This window comes from Paenibacillus sp. HW567, assembly GCF_000374185.1.
Taxonomy (GTDB): Bacteria; Bacillota; Bacilli; order Paenibacillales; family Paenibacillaceae; genus Paenibacillus_AQ.
In genome coordinates, this window is sequence record NZ_KB910518.1 from 5574192 (window position 1) to 5589774 (window position 15583).

The 15583-nt window shown below is 54.1% G+C and carries 13 protein-coding genes; 4 read left to right on the top strand and 9 right to left on the bottom strand.

Translation table 11 applies throughout. The annotated features are described in order from the left end of the window. The first annotated feature begins 38 nt into the window (after positions 1 to 38). Positions 39 to 1334, top strand: coding sequence for a serine--tRNA ligase (gene serS, locus B212_RS0124820; protein ID WP_019913906.1), 1296 nt, complete (start codon positions 39 to 41; stop codon positions 1332 to 1334). Between the two features lie 114 nt (positions 1335 to 1448). On the opposite strand, the gene B212_RS0124825 is transcribed toward serS, so the two are convergent. Beyond that, on the bottom strand, positions 1449 to 2537 hold the full coding sequence (locus B212_RS0124825) for a DUF4179 domain-containing protein (RefSeq protein ID WP_019913908.1): 1089 nt from the start codon (positions 2535 to 2537) through the stop codon (positions 1449 to 1451). Then, complete coding sequence (locus tag B212_RS0124830; RefSeq protein ID WP_019913909.1) at positions 2509 to 3102, bottom strand: RNA polymerase sigma factor; 594 nt, start codon at positions 3100 to 3102, stop codon at positions 2509 to 2511. Before B212_RS0124830 ends, B212_RS0124825 begins: the two co-directional genes overlap by 29 nt. A 203-nt stretch (positions 3103 to 3305) precedes the next feature. Here B212_RS0124830 and B212_RS0124835 point away from each other — a divergent pair, with 203 nt between their 5' ends. Both B212_RS0124835 and B212_RS0124840 read left to right on the top strand, forming a co-directional pair. Further along, positions 3306 to 4211: an ArsR/SmtB family transcription factor gene (locus tag B212_RS0124835; RefSeq protein ID WP_019913910.1), complete on the top strand. Its 906-nt coding sequence runs from the start codon at positions 3306 to 3308 to the stop codon at positions 4209 to 4211. Between the two features lie 28 nt (positions 4212 to 4239). Continuing rightward, a complete protein-coding gene (locus B212_RS0124840; RefSeq protein WP_019913911.1) occupies positions 4240 to 5523 on the top strand; it encodes an MFS transporter in 1284 nt (427 codons plus the stop codon). A gap of 83 nt (positions 5524 to 5606) precedes the next feature. Here the strand turns inward: B212_RS0124840 and B212_RS0124845 are convergent, their stop codons facing one another. From B212_RS0124845 to B212_RS0124875, 7 genes are all read right to left on the bottom strand, one after another. Next, on the bottom strand, positions 5607 to 6245 hold the full coding sequence (locus B212_RS0124845) for a histidine phosphatase family protein (protein WP_019913912.1): 639 nt from the start codon (positions 6243 to 6245) through the stop codon (positions 5607 to 5609). A gap of 47 nt (positions 6246 to 6292) precedes the next feature. Next, on the bottom strand, positions 6293 to 7096 hold the full coding sequence (locus B212_RS0124850; protein WP_019913913.1) for an aminoglycoside N(3)-acetyltransferase: 804 nt from the start codon (positions 7094 to 7096) through the stop codon (positions 6293 to 6295). 60 nt (positions 7097 to 7156) lie between these two features. Next, complete coding sequence (locus B212_RS0124855) at positions 7157 to 8740, bottom strand: response regulator (RefSeq protein ID WP_019913914.1); 1584 nt, start codon at positions 8738 to 8740, stop codon at positions 7157 to 7159. Continuing rightward, on the bottom strand, positions 8737 to 10647 hold the full coding sequence (locus B212_RS0124860; RefSeq protein ID WP_019913917.1) for a cache domain-containing sensor histidine kinase: 1911 nt from the start codon (positions 10645 to 10647) through the stop codon (positions 8737 to 8739). Before B212_RS0124860 ends, B212_RS0124855 begins: the two co-directional genes overlap by 4 nt. An 87-nt stretch (positions 10648 to 10734) precedes the next feature. Then, a complete protein-coding gene (locus tag B212_RS0124865; protein WP_019913918.1) occupies positions 10735 to 12429 on the bottom strand; it encodes an extracellular solute-binding protein in 1695 nt (564 codons plus the stop codon). 85 nt (positions 12430 to 12514) lie between these two features. Continuing rightward, positions 12515 to 13405: a carbohydrate ABC transporter permease gene (locus B212_RS0124870; RefSeq protein ID WP_019913919.1), complete on the bottom strand. Its 891-nt coding sequence runs from the start codon at positions 13403 to 13405 to the stop codon at positions 12515 to 12517. A gap of 19 nt (positions 13406 to 13424) precedes the next feature. Continuing rightward, complete coding sequence (locus B212_RS0124875; RefSeq protein ID WP_019913920.1) at positions 13425 to 14414, bottom strand: ABC transporter permease subunit; 990 nt, start codon at positions 14412 to 14414, stop codon at positions 13425 to 13427. A gap of 264 nt (positions 14415 to 14678) precedes the next feature. On the opposite strand from B212_RS0124875, the gene B212_RS33435 reads away from it, so the two are divergent. After that, positions 14679 to 15449 carry a hypothetical protein gene (locus B212_RS33435; protein ID WP_019913921.1) on the top strand — a complete coding sequence of 257 codons (771 nt, stop codon included), beginning with the start codon at positions 14679 to 14681 and terminating at the stop codon, positions 15447 to 15449. Positions 15450 to 15583: the final 134 nt, after the last annotated feature.

The window sequence follows — 15583 nt, forward strand, 5'->3', positions numbered from 1 at the left end:
TTTTTTGTATTTTTTTAGATCAAAAGGAGCGAAGCGGCATGCTGGACATGAACTGGATCAGGGAAAATGAGGAACTCGTAAGAAATACGGCCAAGTGGAAAAAAGTGATTTTTCCGCTGGATGAGCTGCTCGAATGGGACGACAAACGGCGGGAGCTGCGGCGGGAAACCGAGCAGCAAAGAACGGAGCGAAACAGGCTGACCAAGGAGGTCGAGCGCCTGCTGCGCCAGGGGGATGCCGAGGGCGGAGACGCCGCCAAGGAGCAGGTGCGCCAGATTAACGGCAGGCTGACGAAGCTGGAGGCCGAGCTGGCCGAGGCGGAGCAGCGCTGCGGCGAGCTGCTGCTGCTCGCACCGAACCCGGTGTCGGCGGACACGCCCATCGGGGCCGATGACAGCGAGAATGTGGAGCTGCGGCGGACCGGCAGCCTGCCGGACTTCGGCTTCACGCCGCGCGACCATGTGGAGCTCGGCGAGCTTCACGACATCATTGATATTCCGCGCGGGGTCAAAGCCGGAGGACCGCGCAGCTACGTGCTGAAGGGCATGGGACTGTATCTGCACCTCGCCGTGCAGCGGCTGGCGCTGGATGTGCTGACGGGGCGCGGCTTCACCGTGATGGACGTGCCGGTTATTGTCCGCCCGGAGGCGCTGGAGCGGACCGGATTTTTCCCCGGCGGGATGGATCAGACCTATGAGCTGAACGGAGAAAAGCGCTGGCTGGCCGGAACCTCGGAGGTCTCGCTCGTCTCCTTGTACAGCGATGAGATCGTTGATGCTGAACCGCCGCTGCGGCTGGCCGGGATGTCGGCCTGCTTCCGCCGCGAGGTCGGCTCGGCGGGACGCGATGTGCGCGGCCTGTATCGGGTACACCAGTTCTCAAAGATCGAACAGGTCGTGATCTGCCGGAATGATCCGGCAGAATCGGAGCGGATGCTGCAGGAGATTCTGGCAAATGCCGAGCATATCCTGCAACTCTTAGAGCTGCCCTACCGCGTAGTGGCTGTGTGCAGCGGCGACATGGCGCTGAAGACGCACAAGCAATACGACATTGAGACCTGGATGCCGAGCAGAGGCGCATACGGCGAGACCCATTCGGCTTCGAATCTGCATGATTTCCAGGCCCGCCGCTCCGGCATCCGCTTCCGGGATGAGAACGGACGCCTGCAATATTGCCACACCCTCAACAATACCGCAGTCGCCACACCGCGGATTCTGATTCCGCTGCTGGAGAACCATCAGCAGGAAGACGGTTCGATTTATATTCCGAAGGCGCTGCGCAAATATATGGACGGGCGTGAGATTCTTCCTGCTTCGCCGCCGAACAGGAATTAGAGCAGGCGACGCACATTGTACATTGCAAAGAGACGGTTCCCGGAGCGCAGTTGCGCTTCAGGAGCCGTCTCTCTTTTGATGCAGCTTGCTGAATGGCTGATATCCGGCCCCTCTCTATTTCACCGGCACAACAACCTCAAATTCAGGAATATACTCCTTGTCCACATAGCCTTCGGAATCAATACTGAGAATCTTGTAGGTTCGGATGGTCACTTGTTTGACCGGCTGCTGAAGCGGTTCAAATAACGTATCGGTAGTCAAAACATTTCCGCCTGTAGCACTGAATCCCACGCCTTCGTTCACTGCCCTTACCAGATTGCCTTTGTCATCGGCCAATTCAAAGCCCATTGAAGGCAGCTTCTCGCTGATCCTTTGTCCCTCCGGCAGCTCAATCCGTGTCGTTATAAGGCTTGTAATCGGCGTGAGCTCTACCTTATCCAGTGTAAAGATCATTCCGGCATGCTCCCGGGTAACCGGCTGCGCAATCAGGTTGTTTGCGGTTTTCTTCTCCACCGGAAGTGTAATGTGGAAAGGATCCAAAATCCCGTCCATATGAACCGTCAGCAGCAGCTCGAACTTATCCGGCAAGGCCCGCCCCCCTTGACCCCGCATATCGGAGAATTGGACGATCCTGGAGGCATCATCCTTCCCTTTTAAAATAAATACACCCGGGGAGCTCCCTCCATACTTCAGTCCATAAGCACGCAGGTCTTCACCATTAATTGAGACCTTAATGTCACCCAAGAGATCGCCAAGCTCACGCTTCAGGAATCTTTCCTCCGTCGTCCGGCGCTCAAGGCCAATTGAAACCCGGACTCCGTCGAACAAGACTTCAGGCACATTCAGCGTTAACCCTTCGTGGCTATCGCTCCGGTCCGGTGTCAGCGCCAGTCCCTTCTCATTCGCCGTCCGCAGACCCAGATCACCGGCAAGCTCAAAGATAGAGCCCAGCACGGGAATTTGCCCAATAGATGCCGCCAGCGTTGGTGAGATGAAGCCGGCACCCAGGAGAGACAAGATCAGCAGCATTACAGAAGCCAAGAGTACAGCTACTTTTCTTCTTCGTGGTGCCCTGTTGTTCCGCCCCTTTGCCTCAAAACGCTTCATAGTACGGTCCACCAGTTCCACTTCCACGGGAGTGTTGCGGATCAATCTGCTGATGTGCTCCAGCCGTTCATCCTCTGTTGTTGTACGGTTCTCCAATGAGCTTCCCTCCATTCTCCTTCTGTCTGCCCAGCTTTTTGCGCAGCCGCTCGTATTTCTTGCGCACGGTAGCCGGGTTCATATCCATGACAGCAGCGATATCGTCAAAGGCATAATCCTCCAGTGCCCGCAGCAGCAGGATCTGCCGTTCCTCCATGCTGAGCTGCTCCAGCAGCCCATGCACCAGTTCGGTATATCCGAGGCCGGCTGCGGCAGGCTCAGTGTACTGCTGCTGTCTTTTGTACAGTGCCAGGAGCCGGAAGCCCTTGCTTCTCTTTTTTATAAGGTCCAAGCAGTGATTCCGTGCAATCCGGTACAGCCAGGCTGAAAAAGACACCTTTTTCGTAAAACCGCCAATGTTCTCCAGTGCCTTAATAAAAATATCCTGCGCTGCATCCTCACCCTCTTCCTGACTCCCAAGCAGATAATAGCAGTACAAATAAATGGGTCTCTGAAAATGCCGGATGACCTGGGTGTAGGCCTGCATATCGCCCCGCTGGGCCTGCTCCACTAATAATTCCAGTTCTGTTCCGGTGTTCATCCCGGAGGCTGCCGCTTTATCCACAAGCCCCCTCCTTTCTCGCCTATATAACTGAAAAGCACAGCGATTTGTGACAGCAAGGTGCAAAATTATTTTCTTTTTGAGGAGAATGTTCTATTTAATTGATATCTAAAATTAGTTCGTATATAATATAACAAAATAAAAGTTCTATATTTATAGAACAAAAATTCAGGTTCAATAGCTTATATCGGAAATGAGGAATTCGCATGAATTATAAGGTTGAAGTCGATTTTGCCCCGATGTATGAATGCTTTAGCAGCCTGGCCGCTTTTCTCGGGAAGCAGAATCACAATGCTCTGGAATCAGGAAAGCTCTGGGTCCAGGAGGTGCAGAAGAAGCTATCCCCTGGGCAGCTTCAGCAGATGCAGCAGTTCTCTAAGGATAACGGGGATTTCACACTCACACCCTACATTTGGAGCTGCCCGGGAGAACGTTCCGTGTCCGGCTTCCTGGATTGGTATGATGGCTTGTCCTCAGGAGAGCTGTATGAGATAAAAGCCCGTTTCGGGTCATCGGTGCCCTCCAATCTGGCCGAGCTGCGCAGCCGCGCTTCTGAAATTCTGCGGGAATGGGATGAACGGTACTTCAGCGGAATAAATCCCGCTATCCTCGAAGGGCTGGGGCGAGAAGCTGAGTTCCGGCAGAACACGCTGAACGGTACCAATGGTATGGAGGTCTACGAGCAGGCGACGGAGGGGATGCGGTTTAGCCCCGGGGAACAAATGAAACAGATCATATTGATCCCGCAATATCATGCCCGCCCGCTGGTCACTTCCACTTTCTACGATGAATTTGTGTTCACCAGCTACTCCTGCGATGTGCTTCCGCCGGAGGAAGGGCGTCCTGCCCCTGCACTGCTCCGGCTGACCCGGGCACTGTCGGATGAGACCCGGCTGTACATTCTCCGCCTGCTTGCGGACAAACAATTAAGCTTCACCGAAATTGTCCGGCAGGTCGGCCTGTCCAAAAGCACCATCCACTATCATCTCATCGCGCTGCGGGCGGCTGGACTGGTTATAGTCCACACCAGTGGCAAAAGCGCGGCGTACAGCCTGCGTCTGGAAGCGCTGAATGGACTGCCGCAGCGAATGTCTGACTATCTGAAAAGCTAAACGGGCCGCGAAAAGGAGTGAATACCCTATGCTGAAACGCAGCTATTATGGTCTGCTGTCAACGATTTCCCTAAGCGCCTTCGGAGATGCCTTCGGCCTGCTGGCCATGGAGTGGCTGGCCTATGAGCTGACCGGCTCCAAGCTGGTCATGGGAGCGCTCGCGCTAACCTCCGGCATCCCGGAGCTGCTGCTGCGCCTGCTGGGCTCGCCGCTGTCCGACCGGCTGCCCCGCGTCCGGTTCATGGCCTGCCTGGCCGCGATCCGGCTGCTGGCGATCGCGCTTCCGCTGGGCATGGGCCTCGCCGGCCAGCTCCAGCTCTGGCATTTATTCGCCGCAGCGGGGCTTAGCGGCGCTTGCGCCGCGCTGTTCATGCCGACGGCGATGGCCGTTATTCCCGGCGTCGCCGACAGCCGGAAGCTGGTGCGCGCCTTCGCCGTCATCGACGGCTGCAAGGGAGCGGCGGCGCTGCTTGGGCCTGCGCTGGCCGGCGTATTGACCGCTGCCAGCGGGTCGCTTCCGGCGCTTGGCGTCAATATGCTCTGCTACATTGCCGCTATCGCCACGCTGCTGTGCCTGCCGAAGCAGCCCAAGCCGGCTGCCGCCACAAGCAGAAGCAGCTTCTCCGTTTCCGGCTACATACGTGAAATTGCCGAAGGCTTCACCTTCTATAAGCAATTTCCGGCCATGCTTATGATTATGTTTATGGCTTCAGTCAGCAATCTAAGCTCCATCGCCGTCTGGACGATGATGGTCCCTTATGTGCGTGAAGTGCTCCACCGGAATGCGGCAGCTATGGGCACGCTGACCACAGCATCGGCACTCGGAACGCTGGTTGGGCTTGGGGTGATCTCCCTGATGGGCGAGATTACACACAGGCGTCTGGTAATGCTTGGCAGTCTGGGAACCATCGGTGTCATTACGTCTATGTGGGGGCTGGTCCCAAGCTTTCCCTTTGCTCTTGCTGCCGTATTTGTATCCGGCGCTCTTGGCCCCTTCTTCGGCTCGTTAAGCTCCTCGCTGCACGGCCGCCTGGTTCCCCCAAGCCTTCAGGGGCGGGTGAACTCCATCCGTTTTCTGATTGGCGGCAGCCTGCAGCCCTTTGGCGCTTTTATCGGAGGCGCAGTTGCCGAGGCCTACGGTGTGCCTACATTGTTCTTTGCCGCCGGACTGCTCCCGGCGTCATGCGCCGCAGCGGCCCTGCTGCTTCCCGGCCTCCGGATGCTCGATGGCGATCTTGCCGCGCTTGAAGCCAGACATCTGAAGAGCAGCAGACCAGCATCTGCAGTACAGAATGTGCTAGCGAAACGGTAACATGCCGCACAGCACCGAAACAGGCGATGCCGGTACACCCGGAACATCGCCTGCAGGCTGAAGCTATTCTTTTAGACAAATTCTCAAGATTCCATCCAAGCCTCGTCGTCCTCGTAATGGCTTGTATCCCCGTGGAGCAGAATCTCGGCCTTGCCGTCAGTAAATTCTAGTTTGCATAGACAGGTAGGATAAATATAAGGCAGCTCCCACAGCTTGTTCATCGCTCTCTCTTCGAAATAGGCCATCAGCACTTTGATCACTACCGTATGCGTAACAATCAGGATGTTCTGCCCCTCATGTCCGTCCACGATTTCCCGCAGCTTACCCAGCGCACGCTTCTGCACTCCGGCAAAGGTCTCGCTGCCCTCTACGCCGAATTTCTCCGGGTCCTCCCAGAAATAGCGGTGCTGCTCGGGGTCCTGCGCCTGAATCTCCGCCGAATCACGGCCCTCCCAATACCCCATGCTGATCTCTTTGAACTCATCGCAGGGAATCAGCGGCACATTCCGCTCCCCGCGGACAATTTCTGCCGTCCGCAGCGCCCGGGGACTTACGCTTGTATAAATGACATCAAGCTGCTCCTGCCGCAGCCCTTTGTTCAGCCACTTCGCCTGGAGCACGCCAAGCGGTGTAAGCGCCGAGTCGAGATGCCCCTGCATCCGGTTCTGCACATTCCACTCCGTCTGTCCATGCCGTGTCAAAAAAACCGTTGTTGCGGCCATATTCATCCACCCCTTTTTAGTAACAAACTACGATTTGATTCTCAAAGCTACCGCCGGTTCCGTCCCAGCCATTTCACAGCATAGTCCACAATCTCACGCTGCGGGATGAGTTGGGCTGCGGCTGCCGCGATCTTTCCATATGTAATCCGTCCCGTCTCTTGTCCAAACGCCTCACCAATCCTGGCAAAATCCTCAGAGTCCCAATTGTAATCCTTGAACTCCACCCATTGTCTGACGCCATCCACCAGCATCGGCGCTCCCGCGAGGACCTCCTGCTTCCCGGAATACTCCGCCCGGTATTCGGCCAGATGCAGCGAAGTATTATTGAAGCTGTCCACACCAAGCAGCAGCACGCTGCCGTTCAGATCGTAGATTCGGGCCAAGGGGGACCGTTCGCCCATCCCATACTCCTGCGCATGACCGTCAATAATCACATCTCTGTGCCTGCCCCATGCTGCAAAAGAATGAATCGGGTGGCTGCTGCGCTTTACGCCCCGCTGCTTGCGGAAGGTATCGGGAATAACCCCCATAGCCCGCAGCGGCGTAAGGTCCGGGTCATACGCCGGCATATGCTCCCGAATGTCCTGCCACCAGGACTCCGGCACCGGCGGCCTGCTCCAGCCTGACGGATCGGTTAAATCTGCAGAGTGGGTCGGCATCACCAGCGTTCCCTCTTCCCCAAGCACCTGTTCCAGCGCAAGAATAACCGCCACCGGCCCACCCGCTACCCACTGGCCCAGCGATTTAAAGGATGAATGCAGCAGCAGCGTCATCCCCGCCTGGACGCCCAGCCTCCGGAAATCTCCCGCCAGTGTCTCTACAGTAATCAATTCTCCTTGGATTTCTTCCATTCAAAGCTCAACCTCCACATTTGCCTAGCCCAGCCCAGCTAAACCTTGCTTTTTCTTCTATTAATTATGGGTAGAATCCCCCGCATGCCGCTCCATCAGGAGCTTGGCGCGGTACTCGCCGGGGGCGATGCCCTCCAGCTCCTTGAACACGCGGGTGAACTGCTTGCTCGTCTCGAAGCCTACCGCTTCGGAGACGCCGGCCAGCTTGATCCGGTTCTCAGAGAGCAGCGATTTGGCGTGGCGGATGCGGACTCTTTTGAGATACAGCACAAAGCTCTCTCCAGTGTAGGCCTTGAAGGCCTCGCTGAAATAAGAATAGTTCAGCGACACATGGTTGCTCACCATCGCCATATTCAGTTGGCGGGCATAATTCGCCTCGATATAAGCCAGCGCTTCCTCCATGTCGGCATGCTCGGTGTGGGCCGATCTAATTCCTATAATATAGTCGTTCACGGTGATGAGCAAATGCTCAAGTGTCCGGTAATAGTCATGGAAATGGCGGAAATTATACAGATTGCCTACCGTCCGGTACAGCTTCAGTACCTCTACAGAGGCCTCTCCATGCAGGCGGAACACCTCATCCAGCACCCGTTCGTTCATGCTCCGGCCCACATTCTCCACATACGCCAGGTCTAAATGCGGCAACTGCTCCAGTTGAAAAATCGTCCCGAGCAAGCTCTTGATCTCTTTCTCGCGGTCTGTGCCCAGCATGTTCAGCAGCTTGCGCAGCTCCTCCTCCGGCACGGGGAAACGCAGCCGCCCTTCCCGGAGACCCGCGTAATCCATGAAGCTGGCCTGCGGCGGAAGGAAGGTGTACTGCAGCGCCCGGCAGGCTTCCCGGTACCCGGTATGAAAGTCTGCCGGATTCCGGGCTGCACCGCCGATCCCGATCAGCAGCCCGGACAGCTCCCGCGAAGCAGCCAGCCCGGACAGCTCCCGAAAATCGTCCCTGCTCCTCCCGACCAGCACCAGCTTCCCTTCCCAGTCCGTCAGAATCTCCGCGAACCGCTCCTTCAGCGGGCCGCTCAAGCGTTCCACCCTCCCCTGCACTTCTGCCGGCTTCATTCGGGAGCCGTCGTTATAATAGAAATTCAGCACCCCCACCGTAAAAGGAACCGGCAGACAGCTCAGCTCCTCCTGCTGCTCCGGGGACGGCTGGACCGCCTCCTGCAGCAGCAATCCGCACAGCCGGGCCGTGCGCAGCTCCCTGCGGTAGCCTTCCGCTTCCTCCGCACGCTTGCGGGAGCTGGATTCCTGCTCCCGCCACTCCCGCCCGATCTGCTCCAGAATCCCGAACAGCTCCTCGCGGCGGATCGGCTTCAGCAGATAGTCCTTCACGCGGTAGCGGATGGCGCTTTTCGCATATTCGAAGTCATCGTAGCCGCTCAGGATCACAACGGCCGGTCCCTCGCCGCCAGGCCCCGCTTCAGCGGACAGACGCTCCAGCAGCGTAATCCCGTCCATGACCGGCATACGGATATCGGTAATAATAATATCCCTGCGTTCCTGCCTGTAGAGCGCGAGCGCCTCCTCCCCGTTCCCGGCAAGCGCGATGCTGTATGCGGACGGATATTCCCGTTCAATCATGGCCTGCAGGCCTTGGCGGATCATTTTCTCATCGTCAATAATCAGCAGCTTCTTCATGTCTGTCGATCCCCTGTCAAAAGAACTTTAGGCAGCGTCATTAATACCGTCGTCCATTTCCCCGCTTCACTCCGCACCTCCAGCCCGTAGGCCCCGCCGTAGAAGAGCTGCAACCGCTGATGCACATTGCGCAGTCCGATGCCTCCTCCTCTGTAGCCGCCCGCTGCAAACCCGGAGGCGTCCGCACCCGGCTCCTCTTTGGCATAGATGGATTCGTGCAGCTCTGACAGCCGCTCCGGCGTTAACCCGCAGCCATTATCGCGGATCGCGATTAAGATATCTCCCGCCGCCTCCGAAATACGGATGGAAATGCTCCGCTCGGCAAGCTCTTCCTTCATGGTGGACCAGGCGTGCTTTACACTGTTCTCCACAATCGGCTGCAGCGACATCTTCAGCACCTCAAGCTCCAGATAAGGGGCGTCAATCCCCAGCTCCAGCATAACCGGATGCTCAAACCGGATATTCATCACTTCAATGTAATTTTCGATATGGCGGATTTCATCCCGCAGCTTCACATACTCGCCCGACCACTTGAAGTTGTACCGCATCATGCCGCCGAGCGAGGTCAGCGCATCGGAGATCGCCCGCTGATTCTCAATTTCCGCCAGCATTTTAATATTTTCCAGCGTATTATAGAGGAAATGGGCATCAATCTGGTTATGCAGTGTCCGCAGCTCAGCCTCCTTGGAGAGCGCCTGCTTATGCACCGCCTGGGCGACCAGTGTATTGATTGTATTCATCAACTTGGAGAAATGATGCGCCAGCTCGCCAACCTCCCCGCCCCCGCGGATGCTAATGCTTGTGTACGCTTCTCCCCTGCGCGCCCTTTTCATCGTTTCCGTCAAGCGGCGCAGATTCTTCAGAATGAAGGCATTCAGCACATAGGCAATCGCCGTAACCAGAAAAATAAAGCCAATATTGAGTCCGATAATGAGATTGCGGGTATGCGAGATACGCTCCATGACACTGTCCATCGACACCACGTTCAGCAGCGACGCGCCGATCTCCGTAAGCGGGGTATGAATCAGCAAAAAAGATTTGCCGTTCTCCTTGTAGCGGACCTCCCACTCCCCGGTCTCCGCATACTTCTGCAGGCGCTTCGCAATCGCTCCGGTCAGCTTCGGGTGCTCCAGTACAAAAGAGTTGTCCGGGCGCGTAAACAGGTGCACCCCATCCCCCGTAATGAACATTTGCGACTGGTTGTCGCGCACATCGGTGTAGGTCTTCGGCGTGAAGCGGCTGAGCAGCATATCGACCTGAAGCATTCCGACATGATGCCCGGCAGGAATACTGATCTCCCGCAGCAAAGAGACCTTCGGCTGTCCCTCGGGGGGATTGCCGGAGTACCGCTGCATCAAATCAGGGTCCTTGCTCTGAAAAGACCACAGCTCCTGCCCCTTCAGCTCCAAAGCCTTTTGAAACCACGGCTCCATGGAGACCCGGTCCTCCCGGAAAATAATCGGCCAGATCTCATGCACATTCCTGCTGCCCGAATAGAGTCGCAAATGCTCAATATTCGGGTTGTTGATCTGAATGCGGTTCATGTTCACAAAGGTTGTTGTATTAAAATCTATCAATTCGCTAAGCGACGGATCGCTCTCATTCACCAGATAGTTCTGCACCGTTTTGTCGGAATACGCCATCTGCGCCGCCCGCTCCATAGCTTCGATCTGATTGAGGATATGCAGCTTCTCCATCTGCAGCACATAGCTGTTCTTGTCGATGGCATCCCGGACATACGTATTGTTGATCGCCCTGTAGGAATAGACGGACACCAGCAGACAGGGGCCCAGAATGATAAAAATATATGCCGCCACCAGCCGGCTCTGGAGCGATCTCCGCCCCCACCAGTAGCAGAATGAATTCCATAAAACGCTGGCCCGTTCGCGTATATTCACTTTATGCACCTTGCACCTCACCTGAACGGCTGTAGTCAAAAAAAAGACAATAACCCAAAAGCCCGCGCTCAGCGGGCAATTGGGTCTCCGGCAATTTTACATGCCAAGCTTCTTCTTATTCTCTTCATATTTCTTCTGGCGGTAGTCGTCAAAGGCCGCCTGGCCTTCTTTCACCTTCTTCGCCAGATAATCGCTCCAGAGCTTGTCGAATTCGGCATCGGAGGCTGCCATCAGCAGCTTCGGCAATGTTTTGCCGCGCAGATTCTTCAGCTTGGTGGCGATAATGCCCTCCGGCGAGTTGCCTGTAGGATCAATCTGCTGGAATTCCGAGGTGTTGACGGCTTTGCCGCGGGTCCAGTCTTCGAGCTGCTTGAACGGCTCTACCGATTTGGGAGCCCACTGGTCGGTGATATTCGTATTTTGCAGCATCCAGAAGGTGAAGGACGAGCCGTATTTTTTGTCAAATGCGGAACGGTCCTTGTTCATCAGATCAAAGGCCTCCGGAAGAAACTGGTCTTTGCCGTCAATTGTATCATAGCTGACCCCTTTTTCACCGAGGAAAAGGTCCTTGTTTCCTTCCTCACTGTTCAGGTAGCTAAGGAATTTAATGGCACGCGCTTTATCCTTCACATCCTTGGAGATCAGCGTTACGGTCCAGCCGGAAATTCCGGGGCCGTTCAGGGCCGGAGGGTCCAGCTTAGTGTCTGCGGGTCCGTCAACCGCGATATAGGTTTGCTCAGGATTCTTTTGGAAGATCGTACCGAGCTGGGAAGCGAAGTCCGTCCGTTGATAGAGCATAGCGAAGTAGCGGCCCTGCGCAATCTTTTCCTCCATTTGAGCCCGTTTGTCGATAAAAATATCCTTCGCCAGCAGTCCGTCCTGGTTGGCCTGGCGGAGTGTCTTCATCCAGCGTACATACTCGGGGTCTGTCTCGCGGTCATAGACCTTGCCGTCCTTCTCCCAAGGGATGTTCAAGAAGTTCTGAATATAGCCTTCCAGGGAGTCGTTGCCGTTCTCGGTGAACTCATGCAGACCCAGCGGAATCAGCGGCTGGCCGTTCACTTCAGGAAACTTTTCTTTTGCCATTTTCAGCGCATTCAGGAAGCCTTCCGGGGTGCGCATATCCGGGCTGCCGATGGCTTCATAAATATCCTTGCGGACGACAAAGGTCTGGTTGGAGACGTAGTTCGCTCCGTATTTTTTATAGTCAGCAGGTGAAGAAGAAGAGTTCGGATAGCCGTACACATTACCGTCCGGCTGCGTGTACCAGCCCAGCTTGTCGGCATCGGACACCTTGAAGAAGTATGGATCGTATTCTTCAGCCAGCTTGTTCAGCGGCAGCACCATCTCGCCTTCGATCATTTTCTTAATGGCGTCTTCCCAGTAGCCCAGCGTAATGAAGTCAGGCAGCTTGCCGGAGGCGATCAGCGTGTTAAGCTTCTCATTCTCGTTCCCTGCCGGGACGATGAAGTTAATGTTTACGCCGGTTTTTTTCGTTACATATTGAGAGGTTGGATCTACGCCCCATTTATTCGGGAACCAGGCAAAGTTCAGATACCAGTCAAATGTAATCGGTGAGGTGTCGCTTTTCCAGCCCGGCTCATCCGCTGAAGCTGCAGCTTTTGCCGGTTCCGCCGGTGCTTTGGTGGCCTCCGCCGCGTTCGTTCCGCTCCCCGTATTATCCTTGGCACCCGTTCCGGCATTATTGCCGCTTGAACAACCCGCAACCGTGAATGCCAGTATCAGCCCCAAGAGCAGCACCATTGTTTTCGGCTTACGTTTCATGCCCATGCTTATTTACCCCTTTTCTAAGATTGTAGATTATAAGCTCAACTCCATCACCCGTATGCAGGGCGCCGGAGGAGTTATTGTTGCCTCAGCCCTTGATCGAGCCGATCATCATGCCTTTCACGAAATAACGCTGCAGGAACGGATAGACGAACACAATCGGCAGGGTGGTAACGACCATTGTCGCCAGCTTGATCGACTGCGAGGTTACGCTTTTGGTAACACTGCTGCCCTGCACGGCCACCATCATCTGGTTGGAGCTGGACTGCGCCACGACCCGGAACAAGTACGTCTGAATCGGCTGCAGATCCGGGTTATTGATATAGATGATGCCGGCAAAATAATCATTCCACTGATACACGCCATGAAAAAGCGCAATCGTAGCAATGACCGGCATGGATACCGGAAGCACCACCCGCAGGAAGATGGACCAGTCGTTCGCTCCGTCAATCCGCGCCGCCTCCTCCAGCCCCTCGGGAATTTCCCGGAAGAAGGTCATGAAGATAATCAGATCGAAAAAGCTGAACATCACCGGAATGATGTAGACCAGGAAGTTATCCAGCAGGTGCAGATCCCTGTTCAAGAGGAACGTCGGAATCAATCCGCCGTTGAAGAACAGTGTAATCGTCCCCAGAAGAATATAGAGCTTGCCGCCAATCAGCCCTTTACGTGATAGCGCATAAGCCACCATCGCCGTGAAAAATACATGCACCGCCACGCCCAGCACGGTTTTGGCTACCGTAACGCCCATAGCCTGCATAATGCCGGGACTCGCGAACACCGCGTCGAAATTCTTCAGGCTGAACACGCGCGGCCACCAATAAATACCGCCGAGCATCGCATCATTCCCGTCATTGAAGGCGTTGATCAGCACATACCAGATCGGGTACAGCGTCAGGAAGCAGACACACAGCATAATCAGATTGTTGGCGATATCGAACAGGGCTTCGCCTTTGGTTTTGCGTTTGAGAGCAAACATGAATCCATTCCTCCTTGTCCTAGAACAGCGACGTATCGTTGATTTTTTTGGATACCTGATTGGCAATCAGCAGCAGAATCAGCGCAATGACCGCCTTGATCAGAGTGACCGCCGCAGAGTAGGAGAAGCGGTTCGAGACAATCCCTGTATAGTAGATGTAATAGTCAATTACGTTGCTGGCGCTGTCGTTAAGCGAATTGCGGAGCACCAGAATCTGATCGAAATTGGAGTTCAGCACACCGCTGACCGCCAGAATAAACAGGATGCTGATCGTCGATTTAATCGCCGGCAGGGTGACGAACCACATTTTCTGAAATCGTCCGGCCCCGTCTATCGTCGCGGCTTCATACATTTCGGGGGATACCCCGGAGATCGCCGCCAGGTAGATAATCGCTGACCAGCCAAGCTCCTTCCAAATATCCGAGGAAATGATAATCGTCCAGAAATAGCTCGGCTCTGCCAGATAAGTAATCGGCTGGTCAATCAGATGGAGCGACAGCAGAATATTGTTGATGATCCCGACATCGGCCAGCCAAGTGGCGAGAATTCCGCCCAGCACGACCCAGGAGAGAAAATGCGGCAGATACGAAATGGTCTGGATCGCCTTCTTGTACCGGAGTGAACGGACCTCATTCAGAAAAAGCGCGAAAATAATCGGCAGCGGGAACCCGATCAGCAGCTTGATTAAGCTGATGCCCAGCGTATTCTTGATCACGTTGACCAGGTCCTCATCATCCAGGAACTCCCTGAAGTGCTCCAGCCCCACCCAGGGCGCTTCGGCAATCGACTTCACGATGTTATATTCCTTGAAGGAAATGATCAGCCCGTACATCGGAATGTAGTTGAAAATAATCATCCAGACCACGCCGAGCAGCGCCATGGTTTGCAGGTGACGCTGGGCCAGCAGCCTCCTCCACAATGTGCTTTTCGCACCTGAACCGGTTTCGATTTCCGACGGCAGCAGCGGCTTCATCACCGGGCTTGCACCGGTGCTTCGTTTGTTCTCCATCTTATGGACCTCCAGGCATTTCTAAAATCCTTAAATTTAAGCGCTTACATCAGCTATAAATTTATTGTATATTCTTTTTCCTGTCGCCGTAAGGCATCAAATTTTGTATTGAGGGGTCCATTTTTCGGATTAGATAAATGGAAAGCTCTCACCAAATATATGACATGAAGATAAATTCATCTTTTATTCTATGAGATAATAGTAGTGGGAATAAATTTCAATAAAATGGTACTATATTGAAATAGAAGAGGAGGAGCGATGGTTATGCAGGGAGTTACGCCATTGGATTATTCCAGAACACTTGATTTAAATAGTAATCATTACTACAACAAAGCAGGTGCGTCTGATTTCGATAAGATATTAGACACAACAAAACAAAAAGTGGAGAAGACAACCGCAGTTATTAGTGCGAAGAGTAGTCTCCAGGAGAAATATCCCGATTTGAAGTATCATGTATTGGATTCGTCTCAATTTACCTATTGGAACAGGCTGGATTTTCCGGACTCCAAGCTCTTTGAAGATCTTATTGATGTTGAAGCTTTGAAATCCTGGAAACCAAATACCCCCACTGCCACAGGCTATGAACCTTGGGTGCAGCGTGATCTGGAGAAAATACAAAAGGGGCTTCATGTAGTCTTTGTTCATCCTACTACACAGGAAAAGATGGATAAAGATCCCGAATACGCGAAACTAATTGTAGATAAAATCGAAAAATATTTCGAAAACGATATAAAAATCAATAAAGCGATTGATCCAGAATCCGTTAAACATATGTCACAAGCAGTTACAATTACAGAAGATGGACAAATTGGAATGCATGTAACAGTTTGTGATGGACCTTCTGCCAAACCATCCGATGACGAAGAATCGACCGCCAAAACAGAGGGTAACGAACAGCGGACTTTAAAACAACTACAGGAGACATCGTTACCCCTCCCTTTGGGGAAGGTAATGGCTGGTTCAATACAATATGACTACAGGTACGCGTATGGCATTACTTCAAAACGCAGATCAAAAGATAATGGTTATTCTTAAAGTAAAACGGGTTGAATTCAATAATCGGCGGATTCTTGGTTTTCTGAATATTCGGTTTGATAATATCCAGGCTTTCCAAATTTGTGTGTGCAATCAACAAGTCGCACTCTAACTGGGTTAAAGGAACCTCTCCG